Origin of the sequence: Aquabacterium commune (genome assembly GCF_004362855.1) — a bacterium.
Taxonomy (GTDB): Bacteria; Pseudomonadota; Gammaproteobacteria; order Burkholderiales; family Burkholderiaceae_C; genus Aquabacterium; species Aquabacterium commune.
In genome coordinates this window covers 68,122-86,177 of record NZ_SNXW01000007.1, presented here as the reverse complement: position 1 = coordinate 86,177, position 18,056 = coordinate 68,122, and the positions used below count along the sequence as shown (strand labels likewise).

Here is an 18,056-nt window from a genome sequence, read left to right as displayed (position 1 = left end):
CTGCTGATGCAGCCCCCGTTGCTCCACCATCAACCTGCGCTTCCCCGGCCAGTACTTCGACGCCGAGAGCGGCTTGCACTACAACTGGCATCGCTACTACGATCCGCAGGTGGGGCGGTACACGCAGCCGGATCCGATTGGGGTGGAGGGGGGTGTCAATCCGTATGCATATGTGGGGGGTAATCCTCTGATGTACACAGATCCCATGGGCTTGTGGGCTTTGGGCGATCCGCTACCGCAAGAATTGGTCGATGCCTCCGCAGGTTTTGGTGATGCTCTGCTGCTTGGGTCGGGGGGATATTTGCGCGAACTTGCTGGAATCGATGGCGGACTCGATCCTTGCAGCGATGCATATCGCTACGGTAGCGTGGGCGCGCTTGCTGCAGGCGGCGGACGCCTTGCATATGCAGGGCTGGCCAAGGCAGGATCCTTGTTGGCCTCGTCAGGAGCAGAGGCAAGCGCTTTCAGAGCGGGACTGAAAACGTTTTTCCGTGGGGGAGTTGGTCGTCATTGGCGGCCCGCAAATTTGGCAAACAAAACAGATGCCCAGTTGCGAGCCTCTGCTGGCAAGACCAACTTTGGTGTGAATGCTTATGGTACTGGTGTCGGTGCTGTCGGGGGCGCAGGAGCTGCGCAATGTGGATGTCCCAAATGAAACTGTCAGAGAGAGTGAACCTTAAGGTTCTTGCAGTGATGCTCGTGGTGTGTGCAGCAGTGGCAGGTGTTGCTGCATGGGTAACCGGGCTAAATTTCTGGATCCTTGCATCGATACTTGTCTTTGGTGTGCTGATTAATGGATTGATCGCTACGGTAGAAGATAAAGACGCATCAGGAAGATCGGAGCAGTGACGGCTGCGGAGCAACTGCTCCGCCAGCACACCTGATCAACGCTTGCCTTCGACGTTGATGAACGGCACGCTGCCGCCCGTCACGCTGGGCATCTTGCCGTCCCACTTGCGGATGGCGTCGCGTTCGTTCTCGATGCGGCGCAGGGCCAGCAGGTCGGTGGTGATCTGCTGGCGCTGCAGGGCCAGGGCGTCGGCTTCGGCGCGGGCGCTGGCCACCTTCTGCTTGGCCTCGACCTCGATGCGCTGCAGGTCGCGCTCGGCCTTGAGCTTCTCTTGCTCGGCCTTGACCTTGGCCTCGATGGCCTCGGCGAACGAGCGCGAAAACGCGAAGTTGACGATGGCGAATTCGTCCAGCAACAGGCCGTGGCGCTGCATCTTCTCGCGCAGCAGGGCGCTGATGGCGTCGCGCACCTCGGTGCGGCGCGTGATGAGCTCTTCCGCCGTGAACTTGGCGGTGATGGCCTTCACCGCTTCCTGCGCGGCCGGGATGATGATGCGGTCGGCCGCCATCTCGGTGCTGGGCCCGATGTTGCGAAAGACATCGACCACGCGGACCGGGTCCAGGTGGTAGTTGATGGCGATGCGGGTGTGCACGGACTGCAGGTCGCGCGAAGCGGCATCGCCTTCGCCCTCGCCCTTCTGGATGCGCACGTCCATCAGGTGCATGGTCTGCGCCATGGGCACCTTGAAGTGGATGCCCGGTCCATAGACCATGTCGTCCGTCTTGCCGAAGGTGGCCTTGACGCCGCGCTCGCCCGCCGAGATGACGGTGATGGGGTTGAGCGCAGACAGCGCGATCAGCACCGCCGCGCCGATGAAGATCGCTTTGATGAGCTTGGGCGCGCCAGAGCGGGTGCTGGGCGAGGGGAAATCGGCCATGGGTCCTCCGTGCAATGCATCGCGTTGGTGGGGGACATGCTAAGGCAGCGCGTGGGCCGGTGTCAGCCGGCAAAGTGCGAAAATGCCGGTCTTCTTCCGCGACGAACGCCCACCCCCAGGCACCCACGCACCCACGCCATGACTTCCACGCCCAGCACCCTGACCCTCACCCGCCCCGACGACTGGCACCTGCACGTGCGCGACGGCGCGGCCATGGCGGCGGTGGTGCCGGACACGGCGCGGCAGTTCGCACGCGCCATCGTCATGCCCAACCTGCGCCCGCCGGTGACCACGGCCGAGCAGGCCATCGCCTACCGCGACCGCATCCGCGCTGCCGTGCCGGCTGGCCTGAGTTTCGAGCCCCTGATGGTGCTCTACCTGACCGACAACACCCCGGCCGAGGAAGTGGCCCGCGCCAAGGCCATGGGCGCGGTGGCCTTCAAGCTCTACCCGGCCGGCGCCACCACCAATTCCGACGCCGGCGTGACCGACCTGCGCAAGACGCACAAGGTGCTCGAAGCCATGCAGCGCGAGGGCCTGGTGTTCTGCGTGCACGGCGAGGTCACCGACAGCGAGGTCGATGTGTTCGACCGCGAGAAGGCCTTCATCGACGACAAGCTCATCCCGCTGCGCCGCGACTTCCCCGAGCTGAAGATCGTGTTCGAGCACATCACCACCAAGGAGGCCGCGCAGTACGTCACCGAGGCCGACCGCTTCGTGGGCGCGACCGTCACGCCGCAGCACCTGCTCTACAACCGCAACGCCATCTTCACCGGCGGCATCCGCCCGCACTATTACTGCCTGCCCATCTTGAAGCGCGAGGAGCACCGCCTGGCCCTGGTGCAGGCCGCCACCAGCGGCAACCCCAAGTTCTTCCTGGGCACGGACAGCGCGCCGCACGCATCCCACCTCAAAGAGCACGCCTCGGGCTGTGCCGGTTGCTACACGGCGCCTTGCGCCATCGAGCTCTACGCCGAGGCCTTCGAGGCCATGGGTGCGCTCGACAAGCTCGAAGCCTTCGCCAGCTTCCACGGGCCCGATTTCTACCAGCTGCCGCGCAACACCGACCGCATCACCCTGGTCCGCGAGGATTGGGTGGTGCCCGAGTCACTGCCCTTCGGCGAGGCCGAGATCAAGCCGCTGCGTGGCGGCGAGACGCTTCACTGGCGCTTACGCTGATCTTCCTGGGATGTGTGTCGGGCGGCGCGCAACTCAGCGCGCAGTTCTTCCCTCAGTTCGGCAATCTCCTCGTGCACGGTTTTCAGCTGTTCGTGCATGTCACGCAGGATCTCGCGCTCGACCTTGCGCTCCTGCGTGCCCACGAACATGGCCGCGATGCTGGCCGTCACCAGCGACAGCACGCCGTAGCCCAGCAGCACCACGAAGACCGAGAACACGCGCGAGGCCGTGCTGCTGGGCACCACGTCGCCATAGCCCACGGTGGCCGCGGTGGAAAACGCCAGCCACAGGCCTTCGTTGACCGACTTGATGCCCGGGTCCAGCCAGTAGAAACCGATGCCGCACAGGCCCAGCACCGCCGCCCCGAGCACCAGCAGGCGGGCCAGGCCGGTTTCGGTCAGCAGCGGCATGCTGATCTTGAGCAGGCGGTAGAGCATCAGCACCGAGATGACGAGCCGCCAGGCCAGCGCAGGCTCCGACTCGTTGCTTTGCGGCAGCACCGCGCTCAGCAGCAGCGAGGCGCCCAGGAACCAGTCCAGCCGCTCTTCCGACGGGCGCATGCCCCAGGTGTGGCTGTTGTCGCCGCGCCGCGCCGCCCGCCGCGCCGACCAGGCCCAGCCCAGCACCACGAAGCCGCTGACCACGTACATCCACGTCGCCCAGGTGGCGGGCGTGGGCATCATCGAGTCGTAGAAGGCCGGCACGCTGGCGATCAGCGCGATCAGCATGGCCCAGGGCGAGCGGTGGAAGCGGTGGCGGCGGGTGGGCATCGGTGGTGTCGGGGGCGGGCGTGGGCGTGGGCGCCGGTTCAGGCCGGCAGGTAGCCCTCGACCGACAGGTAGCGTTCGCCGGTGTCGTAGTTGAAGCCCAGCACCCGGGCTTTGCCACCCAGTGCGGCGTTCAGCTCAGGCAGCTTTTGCGCGATGGCGGCCAGCGTGGCGCCGGAGGAAATGCCCACCAGCATGCCTTCCTCGCGGGCGGCGCGGCGGCCGTACTCGCGGGCGTCTTCGGCGTCCACCTGGATCACGCCGTCGAGCAAGGTGGTGTCCAGGTTGGCGGGGACGAAGCCTGCGCCAATGCCCTGGATGGGGTGGGGCGAGGGCTGGCCACCCGAGATGACGGGCGAGGCCTTGGGCTCGACCGCGAACACCTTCAGCTGGGGCCAGGCGGCCTTGAGCACCTGGGCGCAGCCCGTCAGGTGGCCACCGGTGCCCACGCCGGTGATCAGCGCGTCCAGGCCCTCGGGGAAGTCGGCCAGGATTTCCTGGGCGGTGGTGCGCGCGTGCACGGCGATGTTGGCGGGGTTCTCGAACTGTTGCGGGATCCAGGCGCCGGGCGTGGCTGCGGCCAGTTCTTGCGCGCGGGCGATGGCGCCCTTCATGCCTTTTTCGCGCGGGGTCAAATCGAAGGAGGCACCATAGGCCAGCATCAGGCGGCGGCGTTCGATGGACATGCTGTCGGGCATCACCAGCACGAGTTTGTAGCCCTTGACGGCGGCCACCATGGCCAGGCCGACGCCGGTGTTGCCCGAGGTGGGCTCGACGATGGTGCCGCCAGGCTGCAGGGCGCCGCTGGCTTCTGCCGCTTCCACCATGGCCAGGGCGATGCGGTCCTTGACGGAGCCACCCGGGTTGCTGCGCTCCGACTTGATCCACACCTCGGCGCCGGAGGCGTTCCCGAACAGGCGGTTGATGCGGATGTGCGGCGTCTGGCCGATGGTCTCGAGGATGTGGCGGGCTTTCATGGGACGAGGCTCCTGCGATGGGATTTCCGGGGGATTGGACCGACGGCGCACAGGATACGCCGGGCCGGGTCAGAATGTGCGGATGCAAGCGCCCGTGCCCCATCCCCGTTTCCATCCCACGTTCATTTTCGCCCTGGCCTGGCGCCTGGGCCTGATGCTGCTCATGCTCTGCGCAGGTCCTGCCCGCGCCCAGGACTTCCTGCCCGTGGACCAGGCCTTCCGCGTGGCGGTCAGCGCCTCGGGCCCGCGCGCCCTGCAGGTGAGCTTCACCCTGGCGCCGGCGGTTTACCTCTACCGCGAGCGCTTCGAGGCCATGCTGCAGACGGCCGGGCAACAGCCCCTGCCCCTGAGCTGGGACCTGCCGCCCGGCGTGACCAAGCACGACCCCAACTTCGGCAAGGACCTGGAGGTCTATCACGGCGATGTCAGCGGCAGCCTGGGCCTGCCCTCGGGCATGCCGGGTGTGCCGGGCGAGGCCATCCTGACCGTGGGCTACCAGGGCTGTGCCGATGCGGGCCTGTGCTACCCGCCGCAAAAGCGCCGCTTCCTGGTCAGCCTCGACGCCCAGGGCCAGATCCTGTCGGTGCAGCCTGAGCGCAAGGGCGCGGCCGCTGGCGGGCTCGGTGGCGCCGCTGCAGCGAACGGTGATGCCACTTCGCCTGCCGGTGCGGCGCTTGACACCGGGGCGGACGACCGCATCCAGCGCGCCCTGGCCTCGGGCCAGTGGTGGACGGTGCTGCCCGTCTTCCTGCTGGCGGGCATGTTGCTGTCGCTCACGCCTTGCGTGTTGCCCATGGTGCCCATCCTCTCGTCCATCATCGTCGGGCAGCGCGAGCGCGTCAGCCGGGGCCGCGGCTTCGCCCTGGCGCTGGCGTATTCGCAAGGCATGGCGCTGGTCTATACGGCCCTGGGCGTGGCCGCGGGGCTGCTGGGCCAGGGCCTGGCCGCCTACCTGCAGCACCCCTGGGTGGTGCTGGGTTTCGGCTTTTTGATGGTGCTGCTGGCGCTGTCCATGTTCGGGCTCTATGAGCTGCAATTGCCGGCCTCGGTGCAGAGCTGGTTGGGCCGGGGCAGCAACCGGTTGCCCGGTGGCAAGTTCGTCAGCGTGTTCGCCATGGGCGTGGTGTCGGCCCTGGTGGTCAGCCCCTGTGTGTCGGCACCGCTGGCCGGGGCGCTGCTCTACATCAGCCAGACGCGCGACGTGTGGTTGGGCGCAGGCGCGCTCTACGCCCTGGCCTGGGGCATGAGCCTGCCGCTGCTGCTGGTGGGCCTGTCGGCGGGCAGCCTGCTGCCGCGCACCGGCCCCTGGATGACGGCCGTCAAGACGCTGTTCGGCATCCTCATGCTGGGCATGGCGCTGTGGGTGAGCCGCCCGGCCTGGCCTTACCTGCAGACGCAGGTGCTGGGCATGCAGCCCGCATCGGGCGCCGAGCACCGCAGCGTGCTGCCCTTCCAGCGCGTGCGCACCGTGGCCGAGCTGGACGCCGCCCTGGCGCAGGCGAAAGCCGACGGCCGGCCCGTGATGCTCGACTTCTACGCCGACTGGTGCACCGCCTGCCTCGAAATGGAGCACGGCACCTTCACCGACGCCATCGTGCAATCGCGCTTGAAGGGGGCCGTGCTGCTGCAGGCCGACGTCACGCTGAATTCGGCCGAGGACCGCGCCCTGCTGGAGCGCTTCCGCCTGTTCGGCCCGCCCGGCATCGTCTTCTACGACGCCCAGGGTGCCGAGCGCACGGGTGCCCGCGTCATCGGTTTCCAGAAGGCCGACGACTTCGTCCAGAGCCTGCAGAAAGCGGGGCTGTGAGCCGTGCACCCGCAAGCTGATCAGCTCTGGCAGGGGCCGCGCTGGACGTTGTCGGTGCTGCTCGCCGCGCTCGGCATGCTCGGGCCGTTTGCCATCGACACCTACCTGCCGGCCTTCGCGGGCATCGCGGCCGACCTGAACGCCACGCCGCTGCAGATCCAGCAGACGCTGTCGGCCTACCTGTTCGCCTTCGCTTTCATGAGCCTGTTCCACGGCTCCTTGTCTGACAGCCTGGGCCGCCGGCCGGTGGTGCTCACGGGCATCGCGGTGTTCACGCTGGCCTCGGTGGGCTGCGCCGTGTCCACGAGCATCGGGCAGCTGGTGTTTTTCCGCGCGCTGCAAGGGCTGTCCACGGGGGCGGGCATCGTGGTCTCGCGCGCCGTCATCCGCGACATCTACCCGCCGGCCGACGCGCAGCGCGTGATGTCGCAGGTCACGCTGTTTTTCGGCGTGGCACCGGCCATCGCGCCCATCGTCGGCGGCTTCCTCTTCGTCCACATCGGCTGGCACGCGGTGTTCTGGTTCCTGGCCGGTGTGGGCGTGGTGCTGGGCCTGTCCAACTGGTTCTTGCTGCCCGAGACGCTGCACGCCTCGCAGCGCCAGCCCTTCGCGTTCAAACCCCTGCTCAGGGGCTATGTGCGCATGGGCAGCAGCGGCCGCTTCCTCTTGCTCGCGCTGGCCAGTGGCGTGCCCTTCAATGGCATGTTCCTGTATGTGCTGTCGGCGCCGACCTTCCTGGGCGAGCACCTGCACCTGGCGCCCACGCAGTTTTTCTGGTTCTTCGTGTGCACCATCAGCGGCATCATGGGCGGCGCGTTCATCAGCGGCCGCCTGGCGGGACGCATCGCGGCCGAGCGGCAGATCCGCCTGGGTTTTGCGGTGATGCTGGTGGTGTCGGTGCTCAACCTCATCGCCAACCTGCTGTTCGTGCCGCACGTGGGCTGGGCGCTGTTTCCCATCGGCCTGTATGCCTTGGGTTGGGCCCTGATGACGCCGGTCGTCACGCTGATGGTGCTGGACCTCTACCCCGAGCGGCGCGGCATGGCGGCGTCCATGCAGGCCTTCATCGGCGCGGCCTCCAACGGCTTCGTGGCGGGCGTCATTTCGCCGCTGGTGATGCACAACGCCGTCAGCCTGGCCGTGGCCTGTTTGCTGATGATGTGGGTGGGCTTGTTCGCCTGGGGCTGGCTGCAACGCAGCACGGCCCCCTCGGCCATGCACTGAGGCTGTGCTGAACTTGCACTGAGCCTGCCCGGAGGCAGGGCTTGATCAGCGTGGGTGATCAGCGTGGGCGGCGGCGTGCACCGAGCAGGCCCGTCACGCCGAGCGCCGCGATGGCCAGCAGGCCGCTGTCGGGTTCGGCCACGGCGGTGGCCGTGACGAAGCTTTCGGAGGTGCCGTTGCTGAAGGAGCGTGCATGCACGCCCACGCGCAGGTCATTGCCATCGCCCAGAGGGCCGTTGAGGGCGGCCAGGGTGTCGGCAAAGTTCTTGCCATTGATCAGGTTGAAGCGGATCGTCACGAACTCCTGGGTGCCGCCGTCCAGCTTGTTTTCCACACCCTTGCCGGGGCCGCCATTGCCGGTGTCCACCACGAAGCCCTGGGTGGCCACGAAGGCAGGCGACAGGTTGCCACCGCTGGGCAAGTTGGCGGGGTTGGCCGAGCCGACCTGGGAGAAGGTCACGCCGTCGCCCGAATCGATCACGGAGGCGATGCCCAGCAAGGTGCCATCGTCGAAATAGATTTCGGTGATCGACGAGCCCAGCACGGACAGGTTGCGGAAGGTGAAATCCACCTGGTTGCCGACTGCCTGGGTGACCTGCAGGCTCAGGCGGCTCTGGCCGTCGGCGCAGCTCTGTGCGTTGTTGCCGGAGATGCAGTTGAAGCTGTAGTCGGCGGCGTGGGCTGCGGGGGTGCCCAGCGCCAGCCAGGACGACAGGCTCAGCAGGCCCATCAGGCCCCTGACCGTCAAGTGGTGGGTGCGTGTCATGGAGGTACTTCCCGGAGTTTGTTTCCGCTGAATTTAAAGACGGCGGATGACGACCTCGCGTCAACGTGGCCCTGCTGCATGGACCTGAGGCCGCGGGTGCGGGATAATGCGCGGGTGAAGTCAGCCAGACCGCCGCTGGTGCAAGGCCCGAAAGGGCGCACTGGAGGAAGGTCCGGACTGCACAGGGTAGCGCAGGAGGTAACACCTCTCCACCGCGAGGTGAGGATCAGAGCAACAGAGACGAGCCGGTTAGGTCCGGGTGAAACGGGCAATCTCTGCGCGCAGCAACACCAAATAGGCACACGTTGACCTGTCCCGGGGAGTGTGCGGGTAGGTGGCACCGAGCCGCTCTGGCGACAGGCGGCCCAGAGGAATGGCGGTCACGGCACCGCGTCGCAAGGCGCGGGGCTGCACAGAATCCGGCCTATCGGCTGACTTCACACTTTTCAAGTTTTTCACCATCTGGTCGATATGCCGGCATCGCCCGCCTTGGGCGCTCGATGTGTCCCGGCCATGTCCCACCGTTTCCAAGCTCGTTTCCAGGCTCCTGACCCCCTTGCTTTGCCGCGCGACGACCGTGAGGCTTCGGGCCATCCCGGGCAGCCGAGGGCGTGGGTCCAGGTGCTGCTGTCCGGCTTGCTGGCCTTGTCAGCCGCAGCGCCGCTGGCCGTGTGGGCCGCCGAGACGCATGCCAGCGATGCCGCGCCCACTCAGGCTGCCACGTCCGCGGCCGAGCCCAGCATCCGCCCCAACCTGAAGCCGGACCTGAAGGCCGGTGCGCGTGGCAGCGAAGCCCGCACCGAGGGCAAAGCCGTGCGCGGCGAGGTGAAGTCCGAGCCCAAGCCAGATGCCAAGGCGGCGGAGAAGAAGGCGGAGCCGAAAGACAAGCCCGAGCCGAAAACCGACACCCGATCTGACGCCAAACCCGACACCAAGGGCCCGATGTCCATGGCCGAGCTGCGCGATGTGCTGGACCAGAAGATCGCCGAGGTGCGCACCAAGCAGAGCGCCGCGCCGGCCGTCAAGGTGCGCGCCCGCGGTGGCAGGGGTGCCCCCGCAGCGGCCTCTGCGGCTGGGCGCGCCGCGGCATCGACCGAAGGTGTTGCCAGCGCGGCCAAAGCCCGCGGTGAGTGGTCCTACAGCGGCGACACCGGCCCCGCGCACTGGGCCTCCCTCAAGCCCGAGTTCGCCCAGTGCGGCAAGGGCCAGCGCCAAAGCCCCATCGACATCCACGACGGCATCCCGGTCGAGCTCGACCCCATCGCTTTCGACTACCGACCCACGGCCTTCCGCGTCATCGACACCGGCCACACCGTGCAGGTCAACATGGCGCCGGGCAACCGCATCACCGTCAACGGTCGCCGCCACGAACTGGTGCAGTTCCACTTCCACCGCCCCAGCGAAGAGCGCCTCAACGGCAAGCAGTTCGACATGGTCGTGCACCTGGAGCACAAGGACATCGAAGGCAAGCTGGCCGTCGTCGCCATCCTGATCAGCGAAGGCAAGGGCCACCCGCTGGTGCAGCAGGTCTGGAACAACCTGCCGCTGGAGAAGTTCACCGAGCAGCCCGGCCTGGCCAGCATCGACCTGAGCCAGATCCTGCCCGAGCAGCGCCAGTACGTGACCTACATGGGCTCGCAGACCACGCCGCCGTGTCAGGAGGGTGTGCTGTGGATGGTGATGAAACAGCCGGTGTCGGCCTCCACCGAGCAGATGGCCACCTTCGCGCGCCTCCACCCCATGAACGCCCGCCCGGTGCAGCCCACCGCGGGCCGCCTGATCAAGGACGGCCAATGAATGGCTTCAGTACACCCGCCCGCCCTTGATCTGGGCGTGGGTGCGGCGCTGCAAATCGGTGGCTTTCGCCATCTGCGCCATGGCGTGACCGGCGTGGGCGTGGCAGATGGCCAGGCCGAGTGCGTCGGCCGCGTCGTTGTGCGGCTCGCGCGGCAGGCTGAGCAGGCGCATCACCATGTGCCGGATCTGCGCCTTGGCCGCGTGGCCGTGGCCCACCACCGCTTTCTTCATCTGCAGCGCGGTGTACTCGGCCACGGTCGGTGAGGCCGGCAGCGACATCAGCCCCGCGATGGCCGCACCCCGCGCCTGGCCCAGCAGCAGGGTGGACTGCGGGTTGACGTTGACGAAGACGATCTCGACGGACGCCTGCTGCGGCTCGTAGCGTTCCACCACCTCGCGCACACCTTCGTAGATGAGGCGCAGGCGGTTGGGCAGGTCGCCCTGCGCCGCCTCTTTCGTCTTGATGGTGCCGCTGACCACGTAGTGCAGGCGCGGCCCTTCGGACTCGATGATGCCAAAGCCGGTGGTCTGCAAGCCGGGGTCGATGCCGAGGATTTTCACAGGCGGGGCGGGAGGGCGTGGATGCTCGACTCTAACCTGCGACCGGGTGTTTTCCTCAGGTCATGCCACGACACGCTCGGCCGTTGGAAAGTTGACGGTGTGTCTTGGCTCAGGCAACTTCTTGATGCGGGTGCAGCCGAGCGGGCTGGACCTGGCATCACGCCGATCAACACCTCAAGGAGCTTCACATGACACATCAACCGATGGCTTGCACGCCCATTGCACTTCGCATGACCCTGGGCGCGCTGCTGCTCGGCGCATTCACCACAGCCCACGCCCAATTGGTGCTGGTCGACCGAACCGTCACCGGCAATGCCGATGGCAATGTGCTCGTTGTGCCCGAGGGCACCGCACTGGATGCGCCACTGGAGGTTCGTGCTGACAGTGACTACTCCCTTCAAGCCACCGGCAGGATCACGACCCACAGTGCCGTGCAGTCTGGTGTGGTGCTCGCCGCCGGTTCGGCTGCCTTTTCGCTGAACGCCGAAGCCAGCTGGACGCAGGAATACAGTGGCGCGGCCGCCGGCACCTGGGCTTCGGCGCAGGGTCAGGGCACGGCCCGTTGGGATCTTGACGTGTTGCAAGACACATCGGTCACGCTGGTGTCCCGTTCCTTCAACTTTCAGCCCCTTGGGTATTCCAGTGTCTCGTTCAGCCGTGTGCTGGCCGATGGCAGCCTGAGTGCGCTGTCCACGTCTGGCGATCTTCAGCTGGCTGCCGGACGTTACGCCGTGCTGTTGAATACATATTCGACTTCCAGCGCTTTCAACGTGCGTGGCGCCATGAGTGGCGGCCGGTCTGACCTGGCCAGCCTGACCCTCAGCGGCAACTTCAGCACCGCTGTGGCGGCTGTGCCCGAGCCCGGCACCTGGGCCTTGATGGGCCTGGGCCTCCTGGGCCTGGCTGCGGCCACTCGCCGTCGCAGCCTGGTCTGACCTCGAGCTGGGCTGGCACGACCGCCAGGCCAGCTCGGGCGAGCGAGCCCGCGCCCAGGCATGGGCTCAGTGGCGGAAGTGGCGCGTGCCGGTGAACACCATCGCGATGCCACGCTCGTCGGCCGCGGCGATGACTTCGTCGTCGCGCATGGAGCCACCCGGGTGGATCACGCAGGTCGCGCCTGCGTCCACCACCACGTCCAGGCCGTCGCGGAACGGGAAGAAGGCGTCCGAGGCCACGGCCGTGCCTTGCAGCGTCAGGCCAGCGTGGCCGGCCTTGATGCTGGCGATGCGGGCCGAGTCCAGGCGGCTCATCTGGCCGGCGCCCACGCCCATGGTCATGCCGTCCTTGCAGAAGACGATGGCGTTGCTCTTGACGAAGCGGGCCACGGTCCAGGCGAACAGCATGTCCTTGAGTTGCTCGGCCGTGGGTTGCAGCTTGCTCACCACCTTGATGTCACCCACCAGGTCGATGTTGTCGGCCGATTGCAGCAGCATGCCGCCGCCCACGCGCTTGAAGTCCAGCGCGTTGCTCAGGCCGCGCGTGGCGTCCGTCAGGGGCACTTCCAGCAGGCGCACGTTCTGCTTCGACGCATAGGCCGCGCGGGCTGCGTCCGTGAACTTCGGCGCGATCACCACTTCCACGAACTGCTTGTTGGCGCTGATGGCGTCGATCACATCGACATCCACCACGCGGTTGAAGGCCATGATGCCGCCAAAGGCCGAGGTCGGATCGGTCTTCAAGGCCTTGCTGTAAGCCTCCAGCGGGGTCGCGCCCACGGCCACGCCGCAGGGGTTGGCGTGCTTGATGATGACGCAGGCGGTGGCCTCGAAAGCCTTCACGCATTCCCAGGCGGCGTCGGCGTCGGCGATGTTGTTGAAGCTCAGCTCCTTGCCCTGGATCTGCGTCCAGTTCGACAGCACGCTGACCGCGGGCGAGGCCTCGCGATAGAACGCGGCCGACTGGTGCGGGTTCTCGCCGTAACGCATGCCCTGGACTTTGTGCAGCTGCAGGTTGAAGACGGTGGGGTAGGCCTCTTTGGCGGGCACGGCTTCGGTCTTGAGCTCCGAGCCGGCTTCCAGCGAGGTCAGGTAGTTGGTGATCATGCCGTCATAAGCCGCGGTGTGGGCGAACACCTTCTTGGCCAGCATGAACTTGGTCGAGCGGGTGATGCCCTCGGCCTTCATCTCCGAGAGCACCTGTTCGTAGTCCACCGGGTCGGTGATGACGGCCACGTCCTGCCAGTTCTTGGCGGCAGCGCGCAGCATGGTCGGGCCGCCGATGTCGATGTTCTCGATGGCGTTCTCGAGCGTGCAGTCGGCCTTGGCCGTGGCTTGCGCGAAGGGGTAGAGGTTGACCACCAGCATGTCGATGGTCTCGATGCCGTGTTCCTTGAGCGCGGCCATGTGCTCAGGGACATCGCGGCGGGCCAGGATACCGCCGTGCACGCGCGGGTGCAGGGTCTTGACGCGGCCGTCGAGCATCTCGGGGAAGCCGGTGATCTCCGACACCTCGGTCACGGGCAGGCCCTTGTCGGCCAGCAGCTTGGCGGTGCCGCCGGTGGACAGCAGGCGCACGCCCTGGGCGTTCAGTGCCTGGGCAAATTCAACGATGCCGGTCTTGTCGGACACGGACAGCAGGGCGGTCAAGGCCATGGTTCTTCCTTCCAAAAAATTCACTTGATGAGCTTGTGCTCGAGCAGCTTGCGGCGCAGCGTGTTGCGGTTGATGCCCAGCCATTCGGCGGCCTTGGACTGGTTGCCCTCGGCGCGCTGCATCACGACCTCCAGCATGGGGCGCTCCACCGCGTTGACGACCATGTCGTACACGGCATGCGGTTCGGCGCCGCGCAGGTCGTGGAAGTAGCCTTCGAGGTTGTCCCGGATGCAGTCTTGGATGGTTTTCTTGCTCATGGCGTTCAGTGGGCGGTGCACAGGGCGTCGTTGTCCTGTGCCGCCGGGAGACGGTCGTGGGTCTGGCTCAGTTGTTCGAAAAATGCGCTCACGGCGCGGACCTGTTCGTCGATCCGCTCCAGCGTGTTCATGTGGCGGCGGAAGGCCTCGCCGCCGGGCAGGGCGTGCACGGCCCAGCCGATGTGCTTGCGGGCGGTGCGCACGCCGGCATGCTCGCCGTACAGGCCATGGTGGTCGTGCAGGTGCGCCAGCAGCCATTGGCTGACGTCCAGCGTCAGCGGGCGGGCGCGGTGCTGGCCATGCGCCACGAAGTGCGCGATGTCACCGAAGATCCAGGGCTGGCCTTGGGCGGCGCGGCCGATCATCACGGCGTCTGCGCCGGTCTGCCGCATCACGGCCAGGGCCTGCTCGGGCGAGGTGATGTCGCCATTGGCCACCACCGGGATCTGCACCGCGGCCTTCACGGCGGCGATGGTGGCGTACTCGGCCTGGCCCTTGTAGCCCTGCTCGCGGGTGCGGCCGTGCACGGTCAGCATGGCGATGCCGGCGGCCTCGGCGGCCCGCGCGATGCGCTCGGCGTTCTTGTGCTGCTGGCTCCAGCCGGTGCGCATCTTCAGCGTCACGGGCACGCCGTGGGGCGCGCAGGCGGCCACCACGGCTTCGATGATTTCGAGCGCCAGGGGTTCGTCCTGCATCAGCGCGGAGCCCGCCCACTTGTTGCAGACCTTCTTGGCCGGGCAGCCCATGTTGATGTCGATGATCTGGGCGCCACGGTCGATGTTGTAGGCGGCGGCCTCGGCCATCATGGCCGCGTCGGTGCCGGCGATCTGCACCGAGATGGGCGCGCTTTCACCGGTGTGGTCGGCGCGGCGCGACGTCTTCAGGCTGTGCCAGAGGTCCTTGCGCGAGGTCACCATCTCGCTGACCGCATAGCCCGCGCCCAGGCGCTTGCACAGCATGCGGAAAGGGCGGTCCGTCACCCCGGCCATGGGCGCCACGAAGAGTCGGTTCGCCAGCGTGTGTGGACCGATCTTCAAAGGGCTGACCAGGGAGGGCAGGGTGGGCGACATGGACTGGCTGGCTGGGCGGTGGCCGCGAGAAGGGGCGCTTTCAAAAAGGGCGCATTCAAAAGGTGGCGCCTTCAAGACGCCGCAGCCCCGAGCGACAGGGCGTTCAGGGCTGCTTAAAAAGGAGGCAGAGTATAGCGGGCGACAGCTTGGCTGGATAGCCCCGGACCCCACAAAAAAAGCCGCGGCGGGGCGTGGGGGCGGGGCGGTGACGTGCGGTTTGTCACGCTGTCCGGCAGCGCGCGCCATGACGTCGGGCAAACCATTGCACGTAAAATGTAATGTTACAGCGCGTTACGGGTGCTGTCGCGGCTCGGCGCGTCCGGGCTGTGCGCGCGCCAGCGCTGGAATGCCCCGCCAGGCCGTGTTCACTGCGGTGTGGCGGAGATGTCCCCCCCCCTGCCCTCTCTGTTGCCATGAAGTTCGTTTCCACCCGGGCCGCTGCTGCGGCCTTCGGCACCCTGTGTGCCCTGTCCGCCACCAGCGCATCTGCACAGTACACCGTCAAGCTCGGCGGTGCCTATTTCGACACCAACGCCACCAGCACACCGCTGCGGGGCCAACTGCCGGCGGTGAACGGCGCGACCTACCTGGGCAACATCAACCTGGCCCATGGCCCCAGCCTGGAAGTGCAGAACAAGGGCACGGTCACGCTGAGCATCGAGCGTGCGCTCGGTGACCATTGGGGTGTGGAACTCATCCTGGGCGCGCCGCCCAAGCACGAGGTGAAGCTGCGCACCGGCTCGCCCCAACTCTCACCCTCGGCGGGTCTGACCCAGGCGGTGGGGGCGGCCACGGCCAACGCGGCCACGGCCTTGACGGCCCAAAAACTCAACCGCAACGACGGCGTGGTGGTGGCGACCGTGCGCCAATGGGCGCCGACCTTCTTCGTGAACTACCGCTTCTTCGAGCCGTCGGCGCGCCTGCGCCCCTTCGTGGGCGTGGGGCTCAACGTCACGCGCTTCAAGTCCAGCACGAACGAGGCGGGTGACAAGGTTTACAACGACGGCAACCCCTACATCCGCCTGTCGGATTCCTACGGCCCGGCCGTCCAGGCGGGCGTGTCCTACAAGCTGGACGCCCACTGGTCGCTCCACGCCAGCGTGCTGACCGCCCGTGTGGACAACAAACTGGTCATCGAGACGGCACACAGCCGACAGGAAGCGTCGTTCCGCTTCACGCCGACGGTGTGGTCCGCCTCGGTGGGCTACAGCTTCTGAGGAGGCTGGCTCAAGCCTGATCAGCCTTGACGCTGGCGGCGGCGCACGCCAGCCAGCACGGCCAGGCCGGCCAGCACCAGGGCGCAGGTCTCGGGCTCCGGCACGGCCGAGTGGATGGCGTAAGCCGTGGTCGTGCCCGACACCTCGTTGGCGATCGCCAAATATGCCTGGCCGTTGGCGAAGAAGGTCGTCAGGCCTTCGGGCGACACGTCGCCGTTCGTCACGATCATGTCGATGAAGGCGGCGTGGGCCGGGTCGGTGATGTCATAGACCGCCACGGCGCCCTTGGTGGTGCGCTCCAGGCCGATGAAGGCATAGGTGCGGCCACCGATTTCCAGCAGGGTCACGCCCTCGGGCTCGACGCCCTTGTCGTCGCTGCGGGCGTCGTCGTAGATGCCGCGCTTGATGGCTTCGTCGTCGAGTTGGCTGCCGCTGTCGAACACCTCGTTGCCGTTCTCATCGGTGATTCTGAACGAGCGCGCACCGAAGGTCACCAGGTTGCCGGCGCTGGAGTCGGGCACCGAGATGTTCAGGCGCTGCACATCGGACGGCGAGCTGTTCTTCAGGGCCGTCACGGCCGACACGCGCTTCTTGTCGGTTTCGCTTTCAAGGGTGTCGCCCTCGTTGGCCATGACCATGTAGGCCTGACCATTGCGCTCGTACAAGGCGATGCCGTCGGGCTGGTAGAGGCCTTTGACGTTGGTCGAGCGCAATTGTTTGACGCTGTCCTGGTCGTTGGGGTCGATGTAATTGCCGGGCTGGGCGAAGTCCTTCGTGCCCAGGCCGATGACCTTGGTGAAGCTGTTGGTTTGCAGGTCCAGCACGCCGACGGCGTTGGCTTCCTGCAGTGTCACGAAGGCCTTGGTGCCCGCGCTGTTGACGGCGATGTACTCGGGCTCGAAATCGACACCGATCAGGGACTGGCCGCGCACATTGCTGCCGGTCGTGCTCACGCCGGCGAAACCTGCGGTGGCGGTCACCGTGCGGGTGGCCATGTCGATGATGCTGACGCTGCCAGCGGGGTCTGTGCCTGTGTAAGCGGTGCCCACCAGGTTGGGTGTGCCTTCGTTGGCCACCAGCAGGCGGCTGCCGTCCTTGCTGAACGTCACCATGTCAGGCAGGGAGCCCACGGTGATGGAGTGGGTGCCGGCGGCGAGCTGGCGGGTGGTGGTGTCGAACAGCTTGATCACGCCGGGCTGGCTGCGGTCCAGGCTGTTTTCGATGGCGATGGCGGCCATGCCGTTGTGCACGGCCACGCTGTTGGTGCCACCCCAGGCGGTGGTGTCGATGTGCTCGATCAGGGCACCGGTGCTGGCGTTCAGCACGTCCACGCCGACCAGGCCGGCGATCCACAGCGTGTTGGTCGCGCTGTCATGGCTGACGATTTCGGAGGTCTGGCCGGTGCCGGCGGTGGTGTGGTTGAAGGTCCAGGCCTGGGTGAAGGTGGTGGCGGCCTGGGCCACCGGGGTGAGGGTGGCGGCCAGGGCCAGCGATGCGATGAGGTACTTCATGGGACTGCAGATTTCAAGGTTGTGACAACGAACTGGCCTGCACGGTAAAAAATCTTGAAGTCAGCGAAATGACAATTCTTTACGACCAGAATGGTTTCATGGAACCTTGGATGACAGACCTGATGCACGCGGCCCTGGCTTGGTTGGCCATTCCCCAGGTGGGGTTGGGGGCGGTGTTCGCGATCGCTTTCGTGTCGGCAACCCTGCTGCCCATGGGCTCGGAGCCCGCGGTGTTCGGTCTGGTCAAGTTGCAGCCTGAGATGTTCTGGCCGGCCGTGCTGGTGGCCTCGCTGGGCAACACCCTGGGCGGCGCCGTGACGTGGTGGATGGGCGAGGGCGCGCGCCGTGCGGCCGATCGCTTGCGCCACCGCCACGAAGCACCGCCGCCGGCCCCGCATTCGCGTGCCGATCAACGCGCCATGCAGTGGCTGGCGCGCTTCGGCCCCAAGGCCTGCCTGCTCTCGTGGCTGCCTGTGGTGGGCGACCCGCTGTGCGCCGTGGCCGGCTGGTTGCGCCTGCCCTTCTGGCCCTGCGTGGCCTACATGGCGGTGGGCAAGTTCGCCCGTTACCTCACGATGACGGGCTTCCTGCTCTGGGTGGTCTGA

General features: G+C 67.0%; 18 protein-coding genes and 1 other RNA gene. 10 read left to right on the top strand and 9 right to left on the bottom strand.

The window, feature by feature from the left end:
• Positions 1-28 precede the first annotated feature (28 nt).
• Entirely contained in the window at positions 29-655 is a 627-nt protein-coding gene (locus EV672_RS19315) for an RHS repeat-associated core domain-containing protein (protein ID WP_133609770.1), read from the top strand.
• On the top strand, positions 652-849 hold the full coding sequence (locus tag EV672_RS12625) for a hypothetical protein (RefSeq protein WP_133609768.1): 198 nt from the start codon (positions 652-654) through the stop codon (positions 847-849). Before EV672_RS19315 ends, EV672_RS12625 begins: the two co-directional genes overlap by 4 nt.
• Positions 850-884: 35 nt before the next feature.
• On the opposite strand, the gene EV672_RS12620 is transcribed toward EV672_RS12625, so the two are convergent.
• Positions 885-1,727 (bottom strand): prohibitin family protein, encoded by an 843-nt coding sequence (locus EV672_RS12620; RefSeq protein WP_133609766.1) that lies wholly within the window; start codon positions 1,725-1,727, stop codon positions 885-887.
• Positions 1,728-1,865: 138 nt separating this feature from the next.
• Here EV672_RS12620 and pyrC point away from each other — a divergent pair, with 138 nt between their 5' ends.
• A complete protein-coding gene (gene pyrC, locus EV672_RS12615; protein ID WP_133609764.1) occupies positions 1,866-2,906 on the top strand; it encodes a dihydroorotase in 1,041 nt (346 codons plus the stop codon).
• On the opposite strand, the gene EV672_RS19080 is transcribed toward pyrC, so the two are convergent.
• Both EV672_RS19080 and cysK read right to left on the bottom strand, forming a co-directional pair.
• Positions 2,888-3,676 carry a potassium channel family protein gene (locus EV672_RS19080; RefSeq protein ID WP_243738677.1) on the bottom strand — a complete coding sequence of 263 codons (789 nt, stop codon included), beginning with the start codon at positions 3,674-3,676 and terminating at the stop codon, positions 2,888-2,890. The two genes, pyrC and EV672_RS19080, sit on opposite strands and share 19 nt — an antisense overlap.
• A gap of 38 nt (positions 3,677-3,714) precedes the next feature.
• The gene (gene cysK, locus EV672_RS12605; RefSeq protein ID WP_133609762.1) at positions 3,715-4,650 is read right to left on the bottom strand and encodes a cysteine synthase A; all 936 of its coding nucleotides are present in this window, start codon (positions 4,648-4,650) and stop codon (positions 3,715-3,717) included.
• Between the two features lie 94 nt (positions 4,651-4,744).
• Between cysK and dsbD the strand changes: the two genes are divergently transcribed.
• Positions 4,745-6,457, top strand: a complete 1,713-nt coding sequence (gene dsbD / locus EV672_RS12600; RefSeq protein ID WP_243738676.1) for a protein-disulfide reductase DsbD — start codon at positions 4,745-4,747, stop codon at positions 6,455-6,457.
• 3 nt (positions 6,458-6,460) lie between these two features.
• Positions 6,461-7,681 (top strand): multidrug effflux MFS transporter, encoded by a 1,221-nt coding sequence (locus EV672_RS12595; protein ID WP_133609760.1) that lies wholly within the window; start codon positions 6,461-6,463, stop codon positions 7,679-7,681.
• Between the two features lie 58 nt (positions 7,682-7,739).
• Here the strand turns inward: EV672_RS12595 and EV672_RS12590 are convergent, their stop codons facing one another.
• A complete protein-coding gene (locus EV672_RS12590; protein ID WP_133609758.1) occupies positions 7,740-8,447 on the bottom strand; it encodes a hypothetical protein in 708 nt (235 codons plus the stop codon).
• Positions 8,448-8,563: 116 nt separating this feature from the next.
• Here EV672_RS12590 and rnpB point away from each other — a divergent pair.
• Positions 8,564-8,890: RNase P RNA component class A (gene rnpB, locus EV672_RS12585), an RNA gene on the top strand.
• A 70-nt stretch (positions 8,891-8,960) separates the two neighbouring features.
• Positions 8,961-10,244 (top strand): carbonic anhydrase, encoded by a 1,284-nt coding sequence (locus EV672_RS12580; RefSeq protein WP_243738675.1) that lies wholly within the window; start codon positions 8,961-8,963, stop codon positions 10,242-10,244.
• Between the two features lie 6 nt (positions 10,245-10,250).
• Here EV672_RS12580 and ruvC read toward each other — a convergent pair whose 3' ends face one another.
• Positions 10,251-10,805, bottom strand: coding sequence for a crossover junction endodeoxyribonuclease RuvC (gene ruvC, locus EV672_RS12575; protein WP_133609756.1), 555 nt, complete (start codon positions 10,803-10,805; stop codon positions 10,251-10,253).
• Between the two features lie 188 nt (positions 10,806-10,993).
• Here ruvC and EV672_RS18845 point away from each other — a divergent pair, with 188 nt between their 5' ends.
• Positions 10,994-11,740, top strand: a complete 747-nt coding sequence (locus tag EV672_RS18845; protein ID WP_208110768.1) for a PEP-CTERM sorting domain-containing protein — start codon at positions 10,994-10,996, stop codon at positions 11,738-11,740.
• A 66-nt stretch (positions 11,741-11,806) separates the two neighbouring features.
• On the opposite strand, the gene purH is transcribed toward EV672_RS18845, so the two are convergent.
• Genes purH through dusB form a run of 3 tightly spaced genes read right to left on the bottom strand, consistent with a single transcriptional unit; the run spans position 11,807 to position 14,723 of the window.
• Positions 11,807-13,396, bottom strand: a complete 1,590-nt coding sequence (gene purH / locus EV672_RS12565) for a bifunctional phosphoribosylaminoimidazolecarboxamide formyltransferase/IMP cyclohydrolase (protein ID WP_133609754.1) — start codon at positions 13,394-13,396, stop codon at positions 11,807-11,809.
• Between the two features lie 20 nt (positions 13,397-13,416).
• Positions 13,417-13,653 (bottom strand): Fis family transcriptional regulator, encoded by a 237-nt coding sequence (locus tag EV672_RS12560; RefSeq protein ID WP_133609752.1) that lies wholly within the window; start codon positions 13,651-13,653, stop codon positions 13,417-13,419.
• A 5-nt stretch (positions 13,654-13,658) separates the two neighbouring features.
• On the bottom strand, positions 13,659-14,723 hold the full coding sequence (gene dusB, locus EV672_RS12555; protein ID WP_424923154.1) for a tRNA dihydrouridine synthase DusB: 1,065 nt from the start codon (positions 14,721-14,723) through the stop codon (positions 13,659-13,661).
• A 413-nt stretch (positions 14,724-15,136) separates the two neighbouring features.
• On the opposite strand from dusB, the gene EV672_RS12550 reads away from it, so the two are divergent.
• Positions 15,137-15,940: an OmpW/AlkL family protein gene (locus EV672_RS12550; protein ID WP_166643563.1), complete on the top strand. Its 804-nt coding sequence runs from the start codon at positions 15,137-15,139 to the stop codon at positions 15,938-15,940.
• Between the two features lie 20 nt (positions 15,941-15,960).
• Here EV672_RS12550 and EV672_RS12545 read toward each other — a convergent pair whose 3' ends face one another.
• Positions 15,961-17,451, bottom strand: a complete 1,491-nt coding sequence (locus EV672_RS12545) for a choice-of-anchor I family protein (protein ID WP_133609748.1) — start codon at positions 17,449-17,451, stop codon at positions 15,961-15,963.
• 98 nt (positions 17,452-17,549) lie between these two features.
• On the opposite strand from EV672_RS12545, the gene EV672_RS12540 reads away from it, so the two are divergent.
• Entirely contained in the window at positions 17,550-18,056 is a 507-nt protein-coding gene (locus tag EV672_RS12540) for a YqaA family protein (RefSeq protein ID WP_133609746.1), read from the top strand.

What these genes read in the sequence shown, in the direction of transcription:
- EV672_RS12620 (WP_133609766.1), bottom strand. Translation starts at nt 1,727, where the DNA reads ATGGCCGATTTCCCCTCGCCCAGCACCCGCTCTGGCGCGCCCAAGCTC.
- EV672_RS12580 (WP_243738675.1), top strand. Translation starts at nt 8,961, where the DNA reads ATGTCCCACCGTTTCCAAGCTCGTTTCCAGGCTCCTGACCCCCTTGCT.
- EV672_RS12545 (WP_133609748.1), bottom strand. Translation starts at nt 17,451, where the DNA reads ATGAAGTACCTCATCGCATCGCTGGCCCTGGCCGCCACCCTCACCCCG.
- EV672_RS18845 (WP_208110768.1), top strand. Translation starts at nt 10,994, where the DNA reads ATGACACATCAACCGATGGCTTGCACGCCCATTGCACTTCGCATGACC.
- EV672_RS12560 (WP_133609752.1), bottom strand. Translation starts at nt 13,653, where the DNA reads ATGAGCAAGAAAACCATCCAAGACTGCATCCGGGACAACCTCGAAGGC.
- cysK (WP_133609762.1), bottom strand. Translation starts at nt 4,650, where the DNA reads ATGAAAGCCCGCCACATCCTCGAGACCATCGGCCAGACGCCGCACATC.
- purH (WP_133609754.1), bottom strand. Translation starts at nt 13,396, where the DNA reads ATGGCCTTGACCGCCCTGCTGTCCGTGTCCGACAAGACCGGCATCGTT.
- EV672_RS19080 (WP_243738677.1), bottom strand. Translation starts at nt 3,676, where the DNA reads ATGCCCACCCGCCGCCACCGCTTCCACCGCTCGCCCTGGGCCATGCTG.
- pyrC (WP_133609764.1), top strand. Translation starts at nt 1,866, where the DNA reads ATGACTTCCACGCCCAGCACCCTGACCCTCACCCGCCCCGACGACTGG.
- dusB (WP_424923154.1), bottom strand. Translation starts at nt 14,723, where the DNA reads ATGTCGCCCACCCTGCCCTCCCTGGTCAGCCCTTTGAAGATCGGTCCA.
- EV672_RS12540 (WP_133609746.1), top strand. Translation starts at nt 17,550, where the DNA reads ATGGAACCTTGGATGACAGACCTGATGCACGCGGCCCTGGCTTGGTTG.
- EV672_RS12625 (WP_133609768.1), top strand. Translation starts at nt 652, where the DNA reads ATGAAACTGTCAGAGAGAGTGAACCTTAAGGTTCTTGCAGTGATGCTC.
- EV672_RS12590 (WP_133609758.1), bottom strand. Translation starts at nt 8,447, where the DNA reads ATGACACGCACCCACCACTTGACGGTCAGGGGCCTGATGGGCCTGCTG.
- EV672_RS12550 (WP_166643563.1), top strand. Translation starts at nt 15,137, where the DNA reads ATGAAGTTCGTTTCCACCCGGGCCGCTGCTGCGGCCTTCGGCACCCTG.